General features: G+C 69.2%; 20 protein-coding genes and 1 pseudogene. 10 read left to right on the plus strand and 11 right to left on the minus strand.

The window, feature by feature from the left end; translation table 11 throughout:
- Nucleotides 1–185: 185 nt before the first annotated feature.
- The 7 genes from AC07FV_RS25530 to AC07FV_RS25560 form a co-directional block, all read right to left on the minus strand.
- Entirely contained in the window at nucleotides 186–1,367 is a 1,182-nt protein-coding gene (locus tag AC07FV_RS25530; RefSeq protein ID WP_479089699.1) for an inositol monophosphatase family protein, read from the minus strand.
- A gap of 36 nt (nucleotides 1,368–1,403) precedes the next feature.
- Entirely contained in the window at nucleotides 1,404–1,529 is a 126-nt protein-coding gene (locus AC07FV_RS25535; protein ID WP_479089572.1) for a hypothetical protein, read from the minus strand.
- A 409-nt stretch (nucleotides 1,530–1,938) separates the two neighbouring features.
- Entirely contained in the window at nucleotides 1,939–3,225 is a 1,287-nt protein-coding gene (locus tag AC07FV_RS25540) for a caspase family protein (protein ID WP_479089573.1), read from the minus strand.
- An 18-nt stretch (nucleotides 3,226–3,243) separates the two neighbouring features.
- Nucleotides 3,244–3,624, minus strand: a complete 381-nt coding sequence (locus tag AC07FV_RS25545) for an effector-associated constant component EACC1 (protein ID WP_479089574.1) — start codon at nucleotides 3,622–3,624, stop codon at nucleotides 3,244–3,246.
- 805 nt (nucleotides 3,625–4,429) lie between these two features.
- A complete protein-coding gene (locus AC07FV_RS25550) occupies nucleotides 4,430–4,858 on the minus strand; it encodes a DUF3618 domain-containing protein (RefSeq protein WP_479089575.1) in 429 nt (142 codons plus the stop codon).
- The gene (locus tag AC07FV_RS25555) at nucleotides 4,855–5,295 is read right to left on the minus strand and encodes a phage holin family protein (protein ID WP_479089576.1); all 441 of its coding nucleotides are present in this window, start codon (nucleotides 5,293–5,295) and stop codon (nucleotides 4,855–4,857) included. The genes AC07FV_RS25550 and AC07FV_RS25555 overlap by 4 nt, the downstream gene beginning before the upstream one ends.
- 230 nt (nucleotides 5,296–5,525) lie before the next feature.
- The gene (locus AC07FV_RS25560) at nucleotides 5,526–7,034 is read right to left on the minus strand and encodes an FG-GAP repeat protein (RefSeq protein ID WP_479089577.1); all 1,509 of its coding nucleotides are present in this window, start codon (nucleotides 7,032–7,034) and stop codon (nucleotides 5,526–5,528) included.
- Nucleotides 7,035–7,507: 473 nt separating this feature from the next.
- Here AC07FV_RS25560 and AC07FV_RS25565 point away from each other — a divergent pair, with 473 nt between their 5' ends.
- Nucleotides 7,508–9,334: a glycoside hydrolase family 3 protein gene (locus tag AC07FV_RS25565; protein ID WP_479089578.1), complete on the plus strand. Its 1,827-nt coding sequence runs from the start codon at nucleotides 7,508–7,510 to the stop codon at nucleotides 9,332–9,334.
- 121 nt (nucleotides 9,335–9,455) lie between these two features.
- Here AC07FV_RS25565 and AC07FV_RS25570 read toward each other — a convergent pair whose 3' ends face one another.
- A complete protein-coding gene (locus AC07FV_RS25570; protein WP_366767821.1) occupies nucleotides 9,456–9,881 on the minus strand; it encodes a Rid family hydrolase in 426 nt (141 codons plus the stop codon).
- A gap of 135 nt (nucleotides 9,882–10,016) precedes the next feature.
- Here AC07FV_RS25570 and AC07FV_RS25575 point away from each other — a divergent pair, with 135 nt between their 5' ends.
- The 5 genes and pseudogenes from AC07FV_RS25575 (at nucleotide 10,017) to AC07FV_RS25595 (ending at nucleotide 13,402) form a co-directional block, all read left to right on the plus strand.
- Entirely contained in the window at nucleotides 10,017–10,526 is a 510-nt protein-coding gene (locus tag AC07FV_RS25575) for a MarR family winged helix-turn-helix transcriptional regulator (RefSeq protein ID WP_479089579.1), read from the plus strand.
- 40 nt (nucleotides 10,527–10,566) lie between these two features.
- Entirely contained in the window at nucleotides 10,567–11,370 is an 804-nt protein-coding gene (locus AC07FV_RS25580; protein WP_479089580.1) for a hypothetical protein, read from the plus strand.
- Between the two features lie 242 nt (nucleotides 11,371–11,612).
- Nucleotides 11,613–11,963 (plus strand): hypothetical protein, encoded by a 351-nt coding sequence (locus tag AC07FV_RS25585; RefSeq protein ID WP_479089581.1) that lies wholly within the window; start codon nucleotides 11,613–11,615, stop codon nucleotides 11,961–11,963.
- Nucleotides 11,960–12,481 (plus strand): nitroreductase/quinone reductase family protein, encoded by a 522-nt coding sequence (locus AC07FV_RS25590; protein ID WP_479089582.1) that lies wholly within the window; start codon nucleotides 11,960–11,962, stop codon nucleotides 12,479–12,481. Before AC07FV_RS25585 ends, AC07FV_RS25590 begins: the two co-directional genes overlap by 4 nt.
- A gap of 45 nt (nucleotides 12,482–12,526) precedes the next feature.
- A pseudogene (locus AC07FV_RS25595) lies at nucleotides 12,527–13,402 on the plus strand (IS5 family transposase).
- Nucleotides 13,403–13,412: 10 nt separating this feature from the next.
- On the opposite strand, the gene AC07FV_RS25600 reads toward AC07FV_RS25595, so the two are convergent.
- On the minus strand, nucleotides 13,413–13,817 hold the full coding sequence (locus AC07FV_RS25600) for a hypothetical protein (protein WP_479089583.1): 405 nt from the start codon (nucleotides 13,815–13,817) through the stop codon (nucleotides 13,413–13,415).
- 205 nt (nucleotides 13,818–14,022) lie between these two features.
- On the opposite strand from AC07FV_RS25600, the gene AC07FV_RS25605 reads away from it, so the two are divergent.
- Nucleotides 14,023–14,871, plus strand: coding sequence for a helix-turn-helix domain-containing protein (locus AC07FV_RS25605; RefSeq protein ID WP_479089584.1), 849 nt, complete (start codon nucleotides 14,023–14,025; stop codon nucleotides 14,869–14,871).
- Nucleotides 14,872–15,088: 217 nt separating this feature from the next.
- Here AC07FV_RS25605 and AC07FV_RS25610 read toward each other — a convergent pair whose 3' ends face one another.
- Both AC07FV_RS25610 and AC07FV_RS25615 read right to left on the minus strand, forming a co-directional pair.
- Nucleotides 15,089–16,849, minus strand: a complete 1,761-nt coding sequence (locus tag AC07FV_RS25610; protein ID WP_479089585.1) for a hypothetical protein — start codon at nucleotides 16,847–16,849, stop codon at nucleotides 15,089–15,091.
- Nucleotides 16,850–16,966: 117 nt separating this feature from the next.
- Entirely contained in the window at nucleotides 16,967–17,302 is a 336-nt protein-coding gene (locus AC07FV_RS25615; RefSeq protein WP_479089586.1) for a hypothetical protein, read from the minus strand.
- 248 nt (nucleotides 17,303–17,550) lie between these two features.
- On the opposite strand from AC07FV_RS25615, the gene AC07FV_RS25620 reads away from it, so the two are divergent.
- The 3 genes from AC07FV_RS25620 to AC07FV_RS25630 all read left to right on the plus strand — a co-directional run bounded on the left by AC07FV_RS25620 (nucleotide 17,551) and on the right by AC07FV_RS25630 (nucleotide 21,039).
- On the plus strand, nucleotides 17,551–18,270 hold the full coding sequence (locus AC07FV_RS25620) for a hypothetical protein (RefSeq protein ID WP_479089587.1): 720 nt from the start codon (nucleotides 17,551–17,553) through the stop codon (nucleotides 18,268–18,270).
- A 1,558-nt stretch (nucleotides 18,271–19,828) separates the two neighbouring features.
- Complete coding sequence (locus AC07FV_RS25625; protein ID WP_479089588.1) at nucleotides 19,829–20,341, plus strand: Pycsar system effector family protein; 513 nt, start codon at nucleotides 19,829–19,831, stop codon at nucleotides 20,339–20,341.
- A gap of 38 nt (nucleotides 20,342–20,379) precedes the next feature.
- A complete protein-coding gene (locus tag AC07FV_RS25630; RefSeq protein WP_479089589.1) occupies nucleotides 20,380–21,039 on the plus strand; it encodes a Crp/Fnr family transcriptional regulator in 660 nt (219 codons plus the stop codon).
- Nucleotides 21,040–21,140 lie beyond the last annotated feature (101 nt).

Consider the following 21,140-nt stretch of genomic DNA (forward strand, 5'->3'; position numbering starts at 1 on the left):
TGCAGGCAAACGATCACGCGGTCGGTCCGAGGGCAGCCGCTTCGGCTGCGGAACCGATCGCGAACGGTGACCGGCGGGGAGCCGATCGGCTGCCGGCGGAGAGAGTGGCCCGCGTCCCGGTCGCGCCGCTGGACTCCGCGGAGGAGATCGCCCGCTTCCTGCCTCCTCCCCGACCGGTCACGGCACTATCTCCGGCCGCGCGTCATCGACATCAACCGCTCATGGGTCTCCTCGTCGGCGGCCACCACGAGCCCACGGGCTCCTTCACCCACCGGGGCACCGTCGATGCCGGTGACGACGCAGCCGGCAGCCCGGCACACGGCGATACCGGCCGCGAAGTGCACGCTCCCGGACAGGTAACCCCCATCGGTGACATACGCGGCGCGCCGGCCGGCGGCCACCCAGGCCAGCGCCAGCGTCGTGGACACGACGCGCGGGCGGAAGCCTTGGACGAACCCGGGGTGGGCCAGCAGATCCACGGCCCGGAACTCCGGCGCGCTCGGGAACGGCGGATCCAGATTGACGTCCACCAGCCGGGAAGCGGATGAGGGCGTCAGTGGCGCGTCGTCGGCCCCGTCGGACGCCACCCAGGCGCTCTCCCCGTCGGTGAGGAACACCTCGCCGCTGAACGGGTCGGCCACGGCCGCCGCCCCGTCGCGCAACGCCACGTTGACGGCCACCAGCATGGTGCCGACGGCGTAGTTGAGCGTGCCGCACAGAGGGTCGACGAGCCACTGCCGACCGGAGCCGGCGGCGCCCTGCTGTCCGCCCTCCTCGCCGAGCACCGCGTCGCGGGGCCGTGCCGCACGGATCACGCCGAGGATCGCCTTCTCGGCCTCCACGTCGGCGGCGGTGGCGAAGTCCCCCGCACCCTTGTCGATGCGGTCGAGTCGCCGCCCGTACAGGGTGCGGACCACGTCCGCACCCGCCCGGGCGCCGGCTGCCGCGACCGCGGCATCAGTCGACCTCGCGTATGACTTGATCACGGCGAGCAGACTATCGAGGCGTGGCCACCGGGCAGCGGGTAGTGCCGGGTTGTCAGGGCGGGCGCCAGTTCGCTGCCCGGGAAGCGGCCCGCCAGCTCCAGAGGGCTTTCGCCCTTGTCGGGGGCTAAGCCGCCCAGGTACACGAGCCTTCACGTTGGCGTGGCCGCGGGCCGCGTTGGTGATGACCGCGCCGCCGTAGGAGTGGCCGACCAGGACGACGGGGCCGGGGACGGTGTCGGTGACGCTGGAGACGTAGGCGGCGTCCCCTTCCAGGTCACGCAGCGGGTTGGCCGGCGCGATCACCTGGTAGCCGGCCCTCTGGAGCAGGGCGATGGTGTCGCTGAACCCCGATGCGTCGGCGAAGACACCGTGGACCAGGATGGCCGTCGGCTTGGCGCCCCGCGTCTCGCCGTCGGTTCATGCCGCGGGTCGGGTGGCGGGGGCGCCCGGCGAGGAACTCGCCTGGGCGGAGGCGGTGCCGGCGGCGACGAGGACGGACACGGCCAGCGTGGTCGGCAGCCGCTTCGCGGAGGGGGTGCGCATGAGGGCTCTCTCGGGAGGTGGGACGGGCTCCGGGGTGGGGGCGGGCGTCCGTGACACCGGATCCTCGGACCGCCGTTGGCGAAGCGGAAGGGCACGTCGGTCGGGCAGGCGGAGCAGTGGTCGGCCGGGAGGGAGGGCGAGTCGTGGTCGGTCGACCGGGAGGGCGCGGGGAGGAGCCGGCCGGTCAGTCGGCCAGGAAGGCGAGCAGATCGGCCGTGTCCCCGGATATGTAGAGCGCCTCGTCCTTCCTACCGAACTCGTACTCCTCCGCCGCGCCGGAGGGTCTGTCGTCCATCGACGGCCCCGACGGCCCCATACCCAACGAGGCCGCCACTCGCCTCTCGGCTTCGCCGCACCTGACGCCCACGCGGGATAGGCGCATGGCTCGGATCGACCCGGTTCGGCGTGGTCATTCGGTCAGGTCGAGATCGTACTTCCGGGTCAAGTCCCGTACTTTGACGAGGAGGTTGCAGAGCTGGGTGTCCCCAACTCTTCCGTGCGGTAAGGAGAAAGTGGTCTCATCAGAGGTCAGGAGTACCTCGTACTGGGGAGTGGGGTACGCGTACGCGGGCTTCCCGTACCATTCCGCGCGGGCCTGCTTGTACCTGTACCAGAAGGACTCCACAGGCTCGACCTTGACGGACCACCGGTGCAGATCCGTGTAGTCGACCTGGGCACAGCTGTTTCCGTTCTTGGCGTGGCTGAACTTCACGGACCTCGTCGTGAGGGCCGTGAACCGGTTGCCCAGCAGCGTACGGTGCTCGAAGAGCGCGAGCAGGCGCTCCCCTTCCTGCTGCGGGCCGAGTCGGGGCTCCCAGGAGAGCGACCGCTCCACCCGCGCATCCGCCGTGCCGGTTCCGACTTCTGTCTGGAGCAGACGGAACAACTCGTCCTGGAAATCCTGCCATCGTTCCACCGGCGACGGCGTACGCGTGCCGCCGGGCTTCGTGGGGCCGCCGAAGGCCCGGTTACGGGCGATCCGCACCAATGGGGTGTCGTCGGCGCCCAGAATGCGCGGGGTCGAGATGCCCGCTGACCGTAGCCGCTCGCGGACCCGGTGGTGGATGGCCTGGAGGGTGAGCGTCTCCTCCTCGTCCTCGATACCGTCTTTCAGCGTGGAGATCAGGCGCGCGGTGTACGCCGTGTAGTCGGCCCCCTGCGGCGCCCTGGAGATCTCCGTGACGTCCGAGGACACGAGAGTGCACGCGCCACGAGTCCTCAGTGTTTGGTAGACGGTGTTCTCCCCGCCCATGGAATCGTCGAACGCTCTGGCGCTGAAACAGGTATCCAGGACGATCACCTTGTGACGCGCTTTGATGCGCGGTTCCCAGAGCAGGTCCTGCAAGTCGGCGTACCTGAGGGCCTTGGTCCCGTACTCGCCCTCGCTGTTGAAGTCCGGCAGGGCGAGGTAGAACCGGTCCGTGGCCGGGTGGATCATGCCGTGCCCCGCGAAGTAGACGAACAGCGTGTCCGTTGCCGCGCCGGCCTCACCGACCGCGCTCAGGAACTGCTCCCTGGTCGGCTGGGGGATTTCGACACATCGTCCGTCGGGAAGTCCCCAGACGTCCGGGTCACGGAGGACCCGTGCCAGACCGCGGATGTTGTTCTCGACGGCCGGGAGGTTCAGGAGGTCGCTGCCAGGGGCCTGGTGGAAGACTCCGGCTATGACCGCGGCCGACTGGCGCGGATCGCGCAACTGTCCGCTCATGCCCGGCTACTCTTCCATCGCGTCGTCGCCCCACACCTCTTCAGCGCGCTCCTCGGCGCGGTCAGGTGCGGTGTCCACACGGGAGACGTCCGCGGAGTGGCCCCGGTCGCTGGACACACGGACCTGCTGCGTCGAGCCCCTCGTCGAGCACCAGGTCGCGATGCTGACGATCAGGCTGCTCAGGCCGATCGCGGAGGAGACGGCGAAGTTCAGCCACTCCAGTCCGCCGCTCATCGCCTCCGGGTCCGGCTCCGCGGCGCCCGGCGTGATCTCGGGTGATGTGGTCACGTCGTTGTCCCGTTGCAGCCATCGGCTGAGTGACCGGGTCTGCTCACCGTCCGGGTCGGCGATGACCGCTAGCGAGATCAGGTGCTGCTGATCGCTCAAAGCAGTTGCCCCCGTTTCTGCTCGAGACGTCCGTACCTCTACGGAGGGGCTTGCGCCGGTTTCCTCACGCAAGTCCCTCGTACGGGAATGGCGTTCGTTCGAGCGATTCCTCCCCCACCCGTGGGACAGGCAAACCGCGCCACCACACCGCGGTGGACACCCGGCAGGGTGCGCGTCCTGTACACGGAGTCCAGGCGAGCCACGTGACGGCTCAGTTCCGAGCGGGCCCGGGTGGGCAGGTGCCGGATGATGTCGTCCAGCACGTCGCGGGCGTGGCGTACGTCGTCGAGGGAGCAGCCCCGGCACGGGCACCGCGCGTCCCGCGGATAGAGCGGCCGACGGCCCACGGGCCGCAGGAACGCCCGGTAGCGCCGCAGCGCGAGGTCGGTGACCCCGGGGAAGACGACGTAGCCGCCGGAGAGTCTCTCCGCACGGTGGATCGACATGCTGGTACGTGGGGAGAGTCCGCGGATGCGCTGCGGCGGCGGTTCGTCCCAGGCCCGGACCCGAGGTGTGGATCGTCCGGCGCGCAGCGCGCCTGGCCGTCTACGCGGCATCGGCCTTTCGAGATGGGGTCATGCACGCCATGATGCCCTGCGCGCGCCCATCGGAGCACATGAATTGCGGGACGCTCGGGCCCGGGCAGGGCGCGCCTTTCCAGCCGGGGGCACGCAACGGCCCGGGGACGGCGGAGCGTGTCCGCCGTCCCCGGGTCTGGGCCGCCCGCGCCCGGCTTCCCTACTCGCCGCTTCTTCTCTCCCCGCTTCTTCTCTCCCCGCTTCTTCTCTCCCCGCTTCTTCTCTCGCTACTTCTTCTTGCGGCGCAGCAGCACGCAGGCGACGACGAGAGCCGCTCCGGCCGCCACGAGCGGCGTGCGGTTGTTCCGTACGGGTTCGGGGGCCTGGTCGTGCCAGACCTGCCTGGCCTGTCCGGCCTTGGTCCTGGCCTGCCCCGCCGCTGCCGCGGCCTTCGCCGTGACCGGTTCGGGCAGCTTCTCCTGCACCAGCTGTACGGCCTGGGCCGCCTTGGCCTTGACCTCTCCGGTCAGCTCCGTGGCCTTCGCCGACGCCTGCTCCTTCGCGGCCACGGCCTTCTCCTGGACGCGGGCCTTGACGTCGGTCTTGTCGGCCAGGGCCTCGACCGTCTCCCCCAGTCGGTGGCGGGTCTGTTCGACCTGCTCGCGCAGTTCCTCCGGGCTCTGGGCAGTGGGTTCGTCGTGGGGCGGCTGGGTCATCGCTTGGCACTCTCCTTGATCTCGGCCACGTCGGCCTTCACGCTGTCGATGGTCCGCTCGGGTGCCGGCGGGGCGGCCCGGCTCACTTCCTTCTTGCCCGTCATCGCCAACACACCCGTGACCGCGCCGAGAACGGCGGTGACGATCAGGGCAGCCGCCCATACCGGCAGCGGTATCGCGAGGGCGGCGATCGCCGTGGCGATCAGCGCCTGCAAGGTGAAGAAGCCGGCGAGACCGGCCCCGCCGAACAGGCCGCCGCCCTTGCCGTACCGCTTGCCCTTCTCCTTCATCTCCGCCTGCGCCAGCCGCATCTCCGCCCGCACCAACTCGGTGAGCTGCTGCGACGCACGCTGCACCAACTCCCCCACCGGCTCACCACTCGAGGAAGAACGCCCGGAATGGCCGCCGGAGGCGGGACGGCTCGTCTCAGCCATCATCAACACCCTCCTGCCGTAGAGACCGTCCGGGTCCCACGGGAGGGCGAAGAAACACCTGCCCGTTGCCGCCCTCACAAGCCGTTCACAAGAAGGTTCCGCGCACCTCGGGTTGCCGCCGGCGCACCGCCCGGACGGAGGTCAGGGCTGTGCGACGGCGTACCGCGCGCACGACACCGTCGTCCGGAGTGAGGAGGCCGCCACCGACCGGGAGGGCGGCCTCCCTCGCGGAGTTACTCGTCGATCGCCGCGCCGAAGCGCGCGTCGGCCGTCGGCGCCCCGAGCCGCGCCCCGTCGTAGGTCCACGTGCCGGCGGCGACCAGCCCCGACGGCGAGGCGGGTACGACCCATACGAAGCCGTCGTCGGTGTTCTCGCCCGGTGCCGCCGCCAGGAGCCCGAAGAGGCCGTCCTTGTCGGCGTCGATCAGCCGTACCTGACCGCCCCAGCGGTCCGACTTCTCCGCCGTACCGGGGATGTCGGCGAGCTGCTGGTCGAAGCTCTTCACCCCGACGTCGCTGAATCCGGTCCGGTCGCCGCGCAGCACCCACACGGCGCCCGCGTCGGGCACGGTGCCGATGTCCTCGCCCGGCGCGCCCACGGCGAGGTCCGGGTGGCCGTCGCCGTCGGTGTCCCCGGCCGACAGCTCGGCGCCCCACTGGTCGCCCGCCTCAGAGGTACCGGGCACGCCGGTGGAGTCCTGGGTCCAGTACTGCGCCGGCTCGGGTTCGAGCCCCGACAGGTCACCGCGGCCCAGGTAGAGGGTGATCCCGCCGCCCGTCGGCGCGCCGGCACCGGTGTCACCGATGACGAGGTCGTCCTGCCCCGTGCCGTCCCAGTCCCCGGAGACGACGGCCGGACCGCCCGGGAACGTCCCCCCGTCGCCGAGGCCCCCGACGTCCGGCGCGCCGTGCAGTACGCGCACGGTGCCGGTGCCCGGTCGGCTCCCGGTGGTGACGCCGGAGACGGCCAGGTCGGCCCAGGGGTCCTCGTTGTAGTTGCCGTGGCTGAGGCTGCGGAACTCGAAGCCGGTGTCCCGCGGCGCGACGTCCCCCGCCCGTATCCCGCGGTCCGCCATCGTCAGCCGCTGCGCGTCCTGGCCGGGCGTGTGGGTGAAGAAGAGCAGGGCGTCGTTCTCCAGGACGGCGATCGAGTCCCGTGGGTCGGCATCCGGGTCGGCCGGGTCGGGGGCGAAGTAGCGCGCGGCCTCGACGGCCCGCCCGAAGCGGGCGCCCGCCCGCGGGTCGTCGTTCTCCAGCCACGTGCTGTCGGAGCCGTGCAGTCCGGTCGGCGATCCCCAGAAGACGACCGCGCCGCCGGCGTCGGCCAGGCCCGTGAGATCTTCGTCCGGGATCGCGACGACGGCGTCGTCGTAGCCGTCGTTGTCCAGGTCGCCCGAGGCGACGGCCGCTCCGAAGCCGTCGCCGGCTTCCACGGCGCCGGGCACGCCGGAGACGTCCTGGTGGAGCACGCTCTTCTTCGTCGTACTGAGACCGCTCGACGAGCTGTACTGCACCGTGACGTACCCGGCGCCCGTGGCACCGTTCACCGTGGCGCCCGGGGCGCCGGTGAGCACATCGTCGAACCCGTTGCCGTCGTAGTCGCAGTTGCGCTGCTGCCAGCCGATGGACGGGAAGGGTACGGCGGTGGCTGCGGCCTGGGCCGCGGGGGCCGCGACCAACGCGCCGCCGCCCAGGGTGAGGAGTGCCGTGGCCGTGACGGCCAGTTCTCTGATGTGACGCACGGGAAACCCTCCTTGGTCTCCGGGACTGCCCACGACTGCCGACGGCCGTGTCGCGGGCGAGATGTGCAGCCCCTGGTCCGGGCACGGCGCCGTGGCGGGGACCGGTGCGGGTGCCGGAAGGCACCGGTCCCCGACGCGGCCCCACCACGGACAGGGGCGTGCGACCGTGTGCGTCTCCCCGCCGTCGGACGGAGCGGTGAGGGCACGGACCTTGCTGCGTTCACCGAGGAGACATCCGCGCGTCGCCGAAGGTTGTACCCGGGCCACTGTGGAGCCGTGGTGCGCGGAGCAGTCCCGCGCGACGCCGTCGGGGCACCCGCGCCCACGGAATGATCCCCCTGCTTTGTCTAGACCTATTTTGTCTAGACCTCTTGCCCCGCTCGTGACCAGCGGGCTACGTTTCCCGCTGTTCGGAAGTCCTTTGCGTTTCCTTCGACTCCCTTGACGAGCAAGGCCGGAAGGAGCATGCCCGCATGCAGGACCGAAGCATGTCCAGACGAACCGTTCTCGCCTCCGCGACCGTGGTCGCCGCGAGCGCGACGGGGGTCGTGGGCACTGCGGCCACCCCCGCGGTCGCACACGGGCGCGACCACCGCCTCAAGAAGATCATCTCCAGGATGAGCGTCGAGGCCAAGATCGGCCAGCTGTTCGTGCCGTACTTCTACGGCACGTCGGCGAGTTCTCCGAGCCAGGTCGACCAGGACCGCAACCTCAGGGAACTCGGCGTCCGCACCGTGGCCGAGCTGATCGCCAAGTACCACCTCGGCGGTGTCATCTACTTCTCCGGCTGGACGAACAACATCCAGGACCCCCGCCAGGTCGCGGACCTGACCAACGGCGTGCAGCGGGCCTCGCTCGCCCTGCCCACCCCCGTCCCGTCCCTGATCTCCATCGACCAGGAGCACGGGGCCAACGTCCGTATCGGCAGCGGGGCCACGCAGCTGCCGGGGGCGATGGCGCTCGGCGCGGGCCGCTCGCTCTCCGACGCACGCACCGCCGGACTGATCTCGGGCACCGAACTCGCCGCCCTGGGCATCCACCAGAACTTCGCCCCGGTCGCCGACGTCAACGTCAATCCGGCCAACCCCATCATCAACGTCCGCTCCTTCGGCGCCGACGCCCGTGCGGTCGGCCGCATGGTGGCGGCCCAGGTGACGGGTTACCAGCGGGCCGGCGTCGTCGCCTGCGCCAAGCACTTCCCCGGCCACGGGGACACCGGGGAGGACAGCCACACCGGACTGCCCGTGATCACCCACACCCGCGAGGAATGGGACCGGATCGACGCCCCGCCCTTCAAGGCCGCGATCGCCGCCGGCGTCGACTCGATCATGACCGCGCACCTCCAGGTGCCCGCGCTCGACCCCAGCAACGAACCGGCCACCCTGTCACCCGCCATCCTCCAGGGCGTGCTGCGGGACGAACTCGGCTTCGACGGCGTCATCGTCACCGACGCGCTCAACATGCAGGGGGTGCGCACCAAGTACGGCGACGACCGCGTACCCGTCCTCGCCCTCAAGGCCGGCGTCGACCAGCTGCTGTTCCCCCCGAACATCGACGTCGCCTACCGAGGCGTCCTGGCCGCCGTCCGCAGCGGAGAGATCACCGAGGACCGGCTCGACGAGTCCGTCCTGCGCATCCTGCGGGTGAAGGACAAGGTGGGACTGCTCAGCGGCAGCCCCTACGTGTCCGCGAAGGAGGTCGACCGGGTCGTCGGTGCCCGCAAGCACCGCCTCGCCGCCGCCCGGATCGCCGAGCGCACCACCACCCTGCTGGTCAACGAGGACGAGGCGCTCCCGCTGCGCCGCAGACAGCGCAGGCTGCTCGTGGTCGGCGCGAGCCCGGCCTTCCCGACCGACGCCACCCGCACCACGGTGCCCGAACTGGCCGGGGCCTTCGACGAACTGGGCTACAGCACCACCCACCTCGCCACCGGCCGGGCCCCCGACACGGCGAAGATCGACGAGGCCGTGGCCGCCGCACGGGGGCGGGACGCGGTGGTGGTCACCACCGACAACGTCGGCGCCACCAGCACCCAACGCCTCCTGGTCTCACGGTTGCTCGCGACCGGCGTCCCCGTCGTCCACCTCGCCGTGCGCAACCCCTACGACATCGCCCACCTCGGCGAGGTCCCGGCATCACTGGTCTCCTACTGCTGGACCGAGGTCGAACTGCGCGCGGCCGCCCGGGTGATCGCCGGCCGGGTCGAGCCGCACGGCAAACTGCCCGTGCCCGTCCAGCGGGCCGACGACCCGAGCGAGGTCCTCTTCCCCGCCGGGCACGGGCTGTCGTACGACGCCTGACCTCCGCGCGCTCCGCAGGACTTCCCGCCCCGGTGCCTCCGGAAGGAGCACCGGGGCCGGCCGGGCGGCCGTCGGCGGGACGTGCGGACGGGGTGGGTGGTGAGCCGGTGGTGACCGGTGTTCAGTCACCGCTGCCGACGATGGCGGTGACGCGGATCTCCACGCGCATGGCGGCCAGGCCCAGGACCGTGACGCCGGTCTCGGTCCAGATCGGCGCGCGGCCACCGAGTCGACGCCGGAACTGCTCGGCCATGACCGCGTTGTGGTCCTCACCGATGACGTCGTCCCCCGGCGCGACCTTGTGGTACGAGTTCACATGGATGACGTCCTTCCACGTCGCACCGACCGTGGCGAGCGTGCGCTCCACGTTGTCGAACGCCTGGATGATCTCGTCCTCCAGCGCATCGGGGACGACCAGGTCGTCGTCCACGCCGGCCTGGCCGGAGATCTCGACCCGGTCGCCGACACGGACGGCCCCGCTGTAGCCGAGGGCCGCGTGCAGCTTCTCGCCGAAGCCCGGGGTGATACCGAAGGTGACGGTGCCCATGGTGTTTCCTCTTCCCGTCCGCAGGGTGCGCGCCTCTCGTATGAGTTCACGCATGAAGTGAACTTAACCATGCAACGACTTCAAGCGTAAAGTGATTCCCGAACCGGCCGGCCGGACGGCGGGACGGGAAGACGCATGAGCGACACGGGAGAAACCATGGGCGGCACGGGCCCGCAGGAGGACGACGAGGAGCCGCGATGGCTCGACGAGCAGGAGAAGACGGCGTGGACGGGGCTGATCTCCCTCGTCCTGCTGCTGCCCGGCAGACTGGAGTCGCCACTGCGGCGGGAGCACGGCCTCACCCTGTTCGAGTACCTCGTGCTCAGCCACCTCTCCGAAGCCCCGCGACGCACATTGCGGATGGGAGAGCTGGCCTTCCTCGCCAGCGGGTCGCTCTCCCGCCTGTCCAACGTCGTCAAGCGCTGTGAACAGCGCGGCTGGGTCGTGCGGGCACCCGACCCGGAGGACGGGCGTTACACCCTCGCCGGACTCACCGAGGCCGGCTTCGACCTCGTGCACCGGGCGGCGCCCACGCACCTGCGCGCCGTGCGCCGCGTCGTCCTGGACGAACTCAACGCCACCGACCAGAAGGCCCTCGCCCGCATCGCGAACAAGCTCCGCGTCGTCCCCGACGACTTCGGCTGACCGCTGCCCGGGCGCTACGGCACCCGCAGAGGGAAACCCGATGACGCACCGTTGGACCGCGCTGACCGCGGCCGTGGAATTCACCCTGACCGGCCACTTCCGCAATCGTTTCGCCCTGCTCCTGACCGCCTTCTTCATCCCGACCTGGATCTACCTGGTCCGCGCCACCGCCGTGCCGAAGGCCGTGGCGTTCGACAACAGCGCCCTCGGTATCGAGGTGACCGCCTCGATGAGCCGCACGATCCAGGTCACCAGCGCCTTGCACGCCGTCACGGTGATCGCCGGTTCCATGATGTTCATGGCCACCTTCAGCGCCCGGGACATGGACCAGCGCCTGGTACTGGCCGGGTACCCCCGTCCACAACTGCTGGCCGGCCAGGTCGTCGCCCTGCTCGTCATCACCGTCGTGCTGACCTGCTACACCACCGTACTGCTGCGCCTGTCCTGGCAGTTGACCCAGTTCTGGACGGTCGCCGCCGCCGTGGCGGGGGCCAGCCTGGCCTACGGAGGGCTCGGCATCCTGGCCGGGTACCTGCTGCGCGGGGAACTCGAGGGATTCTTCGTCGTCGTCATGGCCACGCTCATCGATGTCGGCCTGCAGAGTCCCGTCTCCAACCCGGCCGGCGACCAGCGGGGGCTGAGCATCCTGCCGCTGTACGGCCCCTCGCAGGCTGCGCCGGCCGTCGCCTTCACCGGCACCCCCGCCCTCTGGTGTGCGGCGCGAGCCCTTCCCTGGTTCGTCGCGGCCTCCCTGCTGGCGATGCTCGTCTTCGCCCTGCGCACCCGGCACCACAGCAGACCGCACCTCGCGCCCGCGCGGGCTGACCCGGTGGACGCGGGGTGAGCACCACCCGCCGCCGCGTCGCTGTGAACGTACCCGAGCCGCACCCCGCCGTGGGCCTGCCCTCACGTCCCGACGGTCCGACACGCTCCAGGGGGCCATCACCGGCGCTCCCCCTGCTCGTTGGGTACGCATGACGCGCGACGACAGCCAGGACACGTGGGAGTGCGGCCGATGACCCTACGCCCCGGTGCCGGCCTGCCCTCGTCACCTGGGCCCGGACCCACCGGCTTCCGCTGCACACCGTGACCGTGCATCCGGGCCTGGTCGACACCACCCTGGCCTCTCACGCCCTGCACGCCGCCGGCCGGAAGGCCGAGGCCCGCCTGCTGCGCGGCCTGCAGACAGGGTGGGCCTCGCCGAGCACGGCGGCATGGACGCTGGTGCGCGCCGCCACGGATCCCCGCATCGACGCCGGTGAGTTCCTCGGCCCAGGAGGCCGCTGGGAGTGCTCGGGCCCGCCCGTGCGGGTGCGCGCCGCGCGGCGGGCGGGCGACGCCCGGGCCGCCCAGCGGCTCTGGGACCTCTCCCAGGAGTTGACCGACCGTGCGTTCCGGCCGGCGCCGCCGGCACCGAGCCACCACACACGCGCATGACCGCCCCCGCACCCGGCACCAACAGGCTCCCGGGCCGCCGACGGCAGCGCCTCCGGCGCCAGGTGGGGAACAGCCGGCTGCTGCGCCGGTGGGGCCCGCGTCTGCTGCCCCGCCTCGACCGCCGATTCCAACGCTGGACCCGTCGCCGCTGGATGTTCAGCCGACTGCTGGTGCCCACCCTCGTCCCGCACACCACCCGACGCGACGGCACACCGTGCCGCACACCCCTGCTGACCGACGCGACCGCGTCGGGCACCTTCACGGTCATGGCCACCAACTTCGGCCGGCCCCGACACCCCGCCTGGTCCCACCATCTGCTGCGCGACCCGCACGCGTGGGTGGACTGGCACGGCCGGACCATCGCGGTGCGCGCCCGCCTGCTGACCGACCAGGAACTACAAGCCGCCCGGGGCCGCATTCTCGCCAGGATGCCGTGCTTCGACGACTACGCCCGAGAGTCCGGACGAGTCGTCCGCGTCTTCACCCTCGTCCCCGTGACCTCGGCCGAGGACCGCTAGGCCGTGTATCGAAAGTGGATCTTGAGCAATGAATGATCGCGGTTCATGGCGCGGGGAGATCTCACGGACGAACAGTGGGCAATGTTGGGGCCGTTGTTGCCAAAGGGGACGAAGGCGGGACGGCCGCCCGTCTGGCCCCGACGACAACTGATCAACGGCATACGGTTCCGGGTCCGTACTGGTGTTCCGTGTCGGGACATACCCATCGAGTACGGGCCTTGGGGCCGGATCTACGACCTGTTCCGCCGATGACAGCGGAACGGCACCTGGCACCAAGACCTCACCCAGCTCCAGTCCCTGGCCGACGCGAAGGGTGAGATCGTGTGGGACCTGAGCGTCGACTCCACGGTGTGCCGAGCCCATCAGCATGCGGCTGGGGCCAGGAGACAGGGCGACCTGCAGAAGGAACCGCCGGGCGGCAACTTCACCGAACCCGGTGATCATGGACTGGGACGCTCGCGCGGCGGGTTCACCACCAAGCTGCACCTATCCATCGAGCAGGGCCAGAAGCCTGTGTCGATCGTGGTGACGGCTGGGCAGCGAGGGGACTCGCCGCAGTTCGAGCCCGTCCTGGGCAAGGTCCGCGTGCCACGCCTCGGACCCGGCCGACCGCGCACCCGACCCAATCGAGTGCGCGCCGACAAGGCGTACGCCTCCCGGAAGAACCGCGCCTACCTGCGACGGCGCGGGATCCGCTGCACCATCCCAGACAAGGCCGACCAGTCCCGCAACCGCAAGAAGCGCGGCTCCCGCGGCGGCCGGCCGCCGAAGTTCGACCCGGTCGACTACCGTGAGCGCCACGCTGTCGAATGCGGCATCAATCGCCTCAAGAGGCACCGGGCCGTGGCCACGAGGTACGACAAGCTGGCTGTACGCTACGAGGCGACCGTACTGGTGGCTGCGATCAACGAGTGGCTGTGACCTGACGGCGTCAGGCCAGACTGCGGCGTGCCAGGGCGAGAAACTCCGCTTTGACCGGCTCCAGGCGCTCGGCCAGGTTCCCCTCGTCACGCTCCTGCCAGACCGCTTGATTCAGGGCGCGGGCGTAGGCGGTCGTCGGTGTGTGAAGGCCAGGGGCGCACAGCAACTCGATGCTCTTCTCGGCTATCCGAAGACCGTCCATTGCCGGCCTGGCCGTCACATACCAGTCATCGCCGACCTCCCATCGGGGCGGCCTCGCATGCGCCACGCCCTCAGCCTCCAGCGCGCACCGGATGAACTCCAGCACGGTCCTGATCTGCTCAGCACGTCGCTCCTCCACTCGCGCCGCAGCTCGCCTTTGCCCGTCAGCCCGGTCAGCTGCCCGCTGCGTCGTGCGCTGGGTCAGGTACGTCAACGCACCACCTACAGCCACACCGGCTATCGAAATCACTGGGGTCCACAGGTCTCCTGCCACAGCCGACTACTACCAGTGCCTGCCCATCGACCGCTGCCGATTTTGCGAGACAGGCTTGTACCCAGATTCCAAGCCGCTCCAAGACCCACTTCCGATACACGCCCTACGAGCTCGTGCACGGTAGGCGGTAAGAGGCCGAGCCTGGATGGTTGATCATGGCCGGGTGGTGGGGAACTCGACGCGTGCGGCGATCATCAGTAATAGGCGGATCACAGGCCTGACTGCCGGAGTGATAGCTGAACTCGTCGAGGAGATCGGTCCCTTGTGGCAGGAGCGTCACCAGGCGAGGCTTGCCGCTCGACCGCGGAAGCGGGCCGTGGGCGCCGGCGCGAAGCACCGGCTGGTGTTCGTCGACCGGCTCCTGGCCACGCTCGTCCATCTTCGTCATGGGGTCACCCACGACGTGCTGGCCTGCTGGTTCGGAGTGGACCGCTCCACCGTCACCCAGGCCGTCGGCCAGGTGCGGCCCCTGCTCGCCGAGAGAGGGTGCACCGTCAGCCCTGACGTGCGGCTGCGGTCTAAGGGGTTCCTCTTGGCGTCATCGACACGAGCGAGGACATCTTCCGAGAGCCGCAGTTCCACTCGAGGTTGCTTCCACGGACGACCGGGGCCTCCGTGCTGGTTCCCATGTTTCCGGCCCATGTGCCAGCGGCGTACCGGCCCAGGGAGGGCGCTGTGCCACCAGCGGCGGAGCAAGTCCAGCCGGGCCAGCGTGATGAAGCCGTCCAGTGCGGAAAGGAACCGCACATCGTCATCGCGAGATAGACCTGTGTCGAACTCCTGCTCCAACTCAGGACGTTCAGCGCCCTCCATCTCGAGGTCATCGACCCACCGCGCCCACATCCCCGTGGCACCGGGGTCAGCAATCATTGCGACCCGCTGGAAAGGAGCCTCGGCGGCCTCGCGGACGGCCCTATCGGCACGCAGCTTGATGGCCTGCAATGCGGTCCACACCTCGGCGATCGCCTCGCGATCGTGCGTGGCCACTGCGTGACTGCATGCCTGAACGAACCGGTCGTAGACGCCGGCGCGGTCCTCGCGGCGGCCATGCCTGACGACCGTGATGGGGTTCGCCGCCGCACGGGCCGCACTGATGAGCTGCGCGGCGGCCCGTCCCGATAACCCACTCACCGGATCCGTCATGGCCGGGACTATAGCGAGGCCGAGGCCCCTCATCGACGCCATGGCAAGCACCCCGCCCCCACGGTGGGTTACGCGTGCCGGGCACCACCAGGACTGATCACATACGTGCTGGTGCCCTCCACGCTGGCCCCTGGACGACAGATCAGTTGCCAGCTGTCTGCGTCTTCCGCTGCTTCAACCAGCGCTGAAGGGAAGTCGATCCGCTCCATTCCGAGGCCGAGTTCACGTTCCTGGCCGGCGAGCGTGACGGTGAGCGGAAGGTAGAAGGTTCGCTGCTCCGGGACGTCTCCCTGTGTGACCGGGACAGGGGAGACTCCCTTGGGCAGGGCCATCTCGGCCCGAGCCCACCGATAGGTGAGCGTCTCATGGCGCAGCAGACGTGCGATCCACTGCAGTCGGGCGGCCTCCACGAGGGTCGTCTGCAGCAGGTCGGGCATCACGAGCTGTTCTGTTGTGTGTTCCTGCACCACCGACAGGGCCTCGGCCACAGCGGCGGCACGCGCGGCCATCACGTGCATGTCGCTGTTCGGGTCGCCCTGGAACGGCATCGGTTCGCTACGGACGGGGCCATATGGGGCGGCAGCGCGAATGCTGTGCGGTGCTTTGAGCCTTGCCATGAAGCGCAGGGCCGGGAGGACCTCCTCGGGAGGGAGTCCTTCCAGGGGATTGCGGCTGAACCGCATCGTCGTTTGCCGCTTACCCTCCAGGGAGGTCAGAATCTGCACCTCCAATACGCCGGAGGCATCACGGCCGAGTACTGACAGCCCTTTCCCGGAGATTCCCCTGCGGGTCGGTTCCATTTCGAAGGTAAGACTTTCCAGCACTTGTCCGGCTTCATTCAACAGCTGCAGCCGCAGCTTGCGGCCGGGGGCCTCGTCCCGCCAGGCCGGCCCCAGACTGACGGTGCCGCTGGAAAACTGGCCGCCCAGCCCGCCGGGCAGGTCCATGGTGCAGTCGAAGGAGGCGGTCTCGGCGGAGGACACCGTCACAGGCGTGCCGTACGTCAAAGCCTCGTGGAAGGCCTGCGGTACGGGCTTGTCCTCGGAGAAAGACACCGTCCACTTGATGCCCAACTCATGGTCTCGGGTGGCCTGTTCGTAGCGGGCGTAGACACGGAAGGTGATGCACGGCCCGTCACTGTCCTGGGTCTGGCTGGCAAAGACGAGCATCGGTTCGTCCTGCGGCATCGTGCGGTCCTGATCTACCGAGAAGCTGTACCGGTAAAACGGATCGTGGGCATTGAGCGCCCGATAGAGACTTTCCAGACCGCTGGTGGCGTCGGCAGCCTGGAAGGGATTCGGCTTGCCCTCCTCGAGGGCCCGGTCGGCACGCTGCTGGAGACCCATCAGGTCCAGCAGTTGCTTCTGCAGCGCCAGCACCCGCTCCAGTCCGTTACCGAGGAAGTAATCGATGACGTCTTGGTACTTGGCCGCCAGGCCGTTGAGCTGGCTCAGCCCCATCCACTCGCAGGGGTATTCGGCGTCCTGGGTGAGCGTGCTGAACCAGGCGAAGCGGTTTTCTTTGGTGGCATCCAGCGGGAGAACCAGGTGCCAGGCCGCGATGCGGCCCCCCTGCGAGGCCGCATATACCTGTACGTCGTGGTAGGAGTCTGCGATCTGCTTCTTCTGGTTCGACGTGAGATTAGTCGGGAAGTACTTGATCTGGTAGACCACCCAGCCGTCTTCGGTGACTTCGACGACGTCGATGCCGCCATCACCTTTCGAGGGGCGGATTCGTACAGCCTGGAGATGTTCACGGCACAGCATGACGGCGACCACGTTTTCCGTCTGGGTCGGCTCCAGCGTGGTCCACGGCACCAACATCAGCATTCCCTGCCCTTGCCCTGTAAGCGGTTGATTCCGGATCCATCATCTCGGGGGGCACTGACAATGCGGGGGCCGCCGACCGTCCCTGCGAGATCGCTGCGGGGACGGTCGGCGCCGGCCTCAGTCAGAGGAGGCGGCAGCGGCCTGATAGCGCTCCGCGTAGCCGCGCGCCCTGGTCCGGGCGTCGGGCGCGTGGAGGACGAGGGTGTGCGAGGTGAAGTAGTCGATCCGGTCGGAGGTCGTCAGGACCAGCCCGTCGTCCCGCAGGCGATGTTCGGTGAATCCGGAGAAGGTGCCATCGGCGATCGGGATGCTCGCCCACGGGTTGTGCAGGACGTGGAAGCTCTCGCTGAAGGTCTCACGCTCTTCGGGTCCGTAGTCCCCCACCACGTAGGCGTGTTCAAGGGGGCGGTCCGCGTTGGGGTCCGGGTCGGGCAGGCTTCCATACCGCAGCATGGCGACGTCGTCCGGGCCGTAGCCCAGCTCGGTGCCGATGCGGTGGAACTTCGCGACCGTAGCGCTGTTGGAGAAGATGACGGCCGACAGGGTGCGGCTTCGGGCTGGGCGAACAGGCCGCTGGGGATACTGGTGTCGCCTCGCCGATGTTCCGTAATTTTTTCGCTGGTCAGCACGAGGGTTCCGTGGTCGTCTCGTGTGGCTACATCGCGGCGGCCATACAGGTAGTTGGCCAGCGGAGTGACCGTGTGGAACAGCGAGCTGAGGTGGTGGAAGGACTCCAGGGCGATCACGAACGGGCGGCCTTGCACGTGAGGGGCTTGCCAGTAGGCGGACCGCTTGTCGAGCTTGCGGCGCAGCGCCTTGGCGGACTGGAGTACGAACTCTGCTTCGGCGTCGTCCAGGTCTGCGGGGACCAGGGGGTGCTTGCCCTGTGGGAGTTGCTCGAGGTCGGCCTCAGGGGACGCGCCTTGGGCGGGGTTGCTGGTGGTGGCCTCGATGGCTACCGGGTGGTCTCCCCCGAGGAGGAAGTCCGGCGCTCCCCCGGTGTGCTCGAGGGTGTGCCCTTGTTCGTGGAGCGCCGCGAACAAGGCCAGCTCCAGGACGCGGGGAGAGAAGCCGCCTGTCTGGAACTCTCGGATGAAGCTCCGGTCAGCGCCGCCGAACGCGGCGAAGGTTTCATCCATCAGCCGCCGGGTGGCCTGGTGGATGTGGTGGTCGCGGAGGACGCGGAAACGCGGGTCGGTGACCTCGTCAGTCACCTTGCGCACGCGATCGAACAAGCTGCTGGGCATAGGCGCATATTCACACCAGATCACCAGTTCGATCTAACGTTTTATCGATCAACTCAAGACCCGCTGCCCACGTGCGAGCGGTACTGGCTCGCGGCTGCACCGTCGAGCCGCGCGGACCACCCGCCCGACTTTGCCGCTGCGAGGATCGGACGCCACGGAGGTACCGCAAGCTGAGGCAACGCTGATCGGGAGCGCGTCTGGCCTTTTCTGCGACTGCGATGGGGTTCAGTGCTCGGGGACCTGAGGACCTGAGAGGCCGCTACCTGGAGGCAGGCTCCGCCGGACACAGCGGGGCCAGCTCCTCCGCCCGGTTAAGCTGACAGGCACCCTTAACTACCCCCAGCCCGAAGGTCGTCTCAATCGACCTGGCGTGTCGCCTCAATCATTGGCGCACCCCAGCTTGTAGGCAACAAGAGACGCGAGTCGCCATCCAAAGCCCCTTTGATCGTCTTCTCAATTTTTGGCGGCTACCAGGTAAGAGGGCCCACTGTCAACGGCAAGCCGCCATTCCAGTTGAGACGACATATACGGGAGTCCCTGGTCGACCGATGGTCGGAAGCAGTGTGGTGGGACTACGTGATCGCCCCTTTTTCTGGCGTCAGGGCACGTGGTGGCTGTGCAGTTCTGGGGGCGGGGTGACTGGTCGTCCTGGATCGAGTCCGAACAGCGGGTCTCCCTGTACGGGACGGCAGCCGGCGTCGTTTCCGCCATCGGCGGTCTGAGTTCCATTGCCATCTCCATCTACCTGTCCAGCAACGGTGAACGCATTCGGGCTGTCCGGCGGCACTACCAAAGCGAGCTGCGGCGCAACTGGAAGGCGCTGCTTGGACGCACTCCGCCTCGAAGCGGCGAGCGACGCCCTCGCGGTGGACCCACTGCTGCTGGCGCTCGAGGACCTCAAGGCACAGAAGGACGCCGTCGACACTCGGATCCGTCAACTGCTCGCCTACGGGCGTGAGTTCCATGGCAGTCGCCCCTACGGGCCAGGAGCTCGCCCGCGCTGCCGGATACAGCTTTTCCGGGGTGCGCACCGCCTACAGCGAAACGGAGATCGATCAGGTCGTCACCCAGATCACAGAGAGCCGAACCGGCCTCGCCGCGCCAGTGCCGAGCACAGCAGTTAAAGGCGCCAAACAGGCTTCCGCGCGACGTCAGACAGGAAAGGCACAGGGCCCACCCCCTCAGCCAGCTCCGTCGCCGTGCGGCGGACACCCGGCTTGTCGTGCGGCATCGACCCTCGACACCAGCCCAACCCGCACGGCGGAGCCGCTTCAGGCCCCCTCGCACGTCCTCCAAACGCGCCATCAGTTTCTCGCGTCAGATGACGGATCCAGGGCACCGGGCACCGCCGAACCTGCCCTGTGCAGCCCCGGCCCGGTGGAACATCGGGCGGGCATTCTCCGCAGCCGGACGTGCCGTCAGCCGTGCAACAGCACGGTGGTGATGGCAGAACCGGCTGCAGCGGCGCGTAGCGCTGCCGTCGGACGGAACACTGCAGGTTCTTCAATTCGTGCGACCAGCCACGGCTTCTAGGGAAGAGGCGGCGGGTGAAGTACGCGGAGCCCCCAGCACTCACTCTCCTCCTGCTGCTCATCAGTTGCACCAGGCGCTGCCAGAGGTGTGACGGCTGCGGCACCGGCGGCGCCCGGTTCTTGGCAGTGACGGCGCAGGATTTTCGGAACGATGGTCGGGCACAGATCACCGGCTGCTGAGGGAGCGGGAGAGGAACACTATGTTCGTTGGCGGGGGCAACTCCGAGTCTGCCGAATTCCTGCATCGACTGAGAAACGAGGCGGACGCCATGTTCACGGAAGTGCAGCGGGCGGACACAAAGGCGACCACGCTGTGCGGTGTGGCGGGGGGACTGCTGACTGTCGATGCGGCAGTCCTGATGGGGATGCACACGTCGGCATGGCTGCCCATGACCGCCCTGGCGTGCGCTGCCGTCTTTCTCGGTCTGGCTCTGCTCATGGCCATGGTGGCGATTCGTCCTGTTCTGCCGCGCGAGGGCGGGCTCAGAACGTTCACCCGCCTGCCATCGGACGGCCGTCGTGCAGGCGAGAACCAACCGGCCGTCTCGGCCGTGAGCGTGGACGAGCTGACGCGCGCGGAGACCGAGCGGCTGGAGTTGTTCATGTCGTTGGCTCATCAAAAGTTCCGGGCCGTCAAATGGGCGGTCGACTTCGCCACAACTGGCCTCATCATGGCTGGAATCGGCTTATTGCTCCTATACCTCACCGCTTGAGAGCATCACGGCTGACGGCCACTGCATTCAGGGGGAGCATGTATCAGCCGCATATCTCTGTGATCGGCCCGCGCCTGTGGTCCGAGCTGTCCGGCCTGGCTCCGGTCCGCATGCGGCCGGCCAGGAGTGTGCTGTTGCGGCAGGGGGACCCCGGCACCCACGTCGTGCTGCTGGCCTCCGGCTCGACTCTGATCACGCTGACCGGAGTGCATGGGGAGCGGGCCTTGCTGGCCGTGCGCGGCGCTGGCGAACTACTCGGCGAACTCGCCGTCCTGGACGATCAGCCTCGTACCGCATCCGTCATCGCTGCCGAGGACTGCCGGGTCCACATCATCCCGGCCAGCGACTTCCTCGCGTTCGTCGACCGCCACGGCCTCCAGACCGCCCTGCTGCGGCACGCCATCGCAAGGGTCCGCGAAGCGGAGGCAGTACGGCTGGAGATGGCCACCGCGGCGGTCCCGCTCCGTCTGGCATCCGCCCTGGGCCGCCTGCTGCAGGCAGCCTCCGCGACCGGCGCGCAGTACGTCGTACGGCTGACCCAGACCGAGCTGTCACAGATGATCGGCGCGTCACGCAACGCCGTGGGAGCAGCGCTCAAACCCTGGCGCGAACAGGGGTGGCTGATCACGGAAACCGCCGGCGGCCTCCTCATCCGCGACATCGCCTCGATCCAGTCCCACGCCAACGCTGACAGGTGACCGACCCCACCCTCACGGTGCCCACTGCTGGGCACCAGCCCGGCCGGCAGGCGCCCAGCATGGGGCATCCACACAGCCCCTGCGCGACGAAAGGCCGCCGA

The sequence above is a fragment of the Streptomyces sp. NPDC045956 genome (assembly GCF_056430705.1).

What these genes read in the sequence shown, in the direction of transcription:
- AC07FV_RS25610 (WP_479089585.1), bottom strand. Translation starts at nt 16,849, where the DNA reads ATGCTGATGTTGGTGCCGTGGACCACGCTGGAGCCGACCCAGACGGAA.
- AC07FV_RS25625 (WP_479089588.1), top strand. Translation starts at nt 19,829, where the DNA reads ATGTTCGTTGGCGGGGGCAACTCCGAGTCTGCCGAATTCCTGCATCGA.
- AC07FV_RS25535 (WP_479089572.1), bottom strand. Translation starts at nt 1,529, where the DNA reads ATGCGCACCCCCTCCGCGAAGCGGCTGCCGACCACGCTGGCCGTGTCC.
- AC07FV_RS25575 (WP_479089579.1), top strand. Translation starts at nt 10,017, where the DNA reads ATGAGCGACACGGGAGAAACCATGGGCGGCACGGGCCCGCAGGAGGAC.
- AC07FV_RS25590 (WP_479089582.1), top strand. Translation starts at nt 11,960, where the DNA reads ATGACCGCCCCCGCACCCGGCACCAACAGGCTCCCGGGCCGCCGACGG.
- AC07FV_RS25565 (WP_479089578.1), top strand. Translation starts at nt 7,508, where the DNA reads ATGCAGGACCGAAGCATGTCCAGACGAACCGTTCTCGCCTCCGCGACC.
- AC07FV_RS25555 (WP_479089576.1), bottom strand. Translation starts at nt 5,295, where the DNA reads ATGATGGCTGAGACGAGCCGTCCCGCCTCCGGCGGCCATTCCGGGCGT.
- AC07FV_RS25630 (WP_479089589.1), top strand. Translation starts at nt 20,380, where the DNA reads ATGTATCAGCCGCATATCTCTGTGATCGGCCCGCGCCTGTGGTCCGAG.
- AC07FV_RS25580 (WP_479089580.1), top strand. Translation starts at nt 10,567, where the DNA reads ATGACGCACCGTTGGACCGCGCTGACCGCGGCCGTGGAATTCACCCTG.
- AC07FV_RS25550 (WP_479089575.1), bottom strand. Translation starts at nt 4,858, where the DNA reads ATGACCCAGCCGCCCCACGACGAACCCACTGCCCAGAGCCCGGAGGAA.
- AC07FV_RS25615 (WP_479089586.1), bottom strand. Translation starts at nt 17,302, where the DNA reads ATGCTGCGGTATGGAAGCCTGCCCGACCCGGACCCCAACGCGGACCGC.
- AC07FV_RS25570 (WP_366767821.1), bottom strand. Translation starts at nt 9,881, where the DNA reads ATGGGCACCGTCACCTTCGGTATCACCCCGGGCTTCGGCGAGAAGCTG.
- AC07FV_RS25605 (WP_479089584.1), top strand. Translation starts at nt 14,023, where the DNA reads ATGGTTGATCATGGCCGGGTGGTGGGGAACTCGACGCGTGCGGCGATC.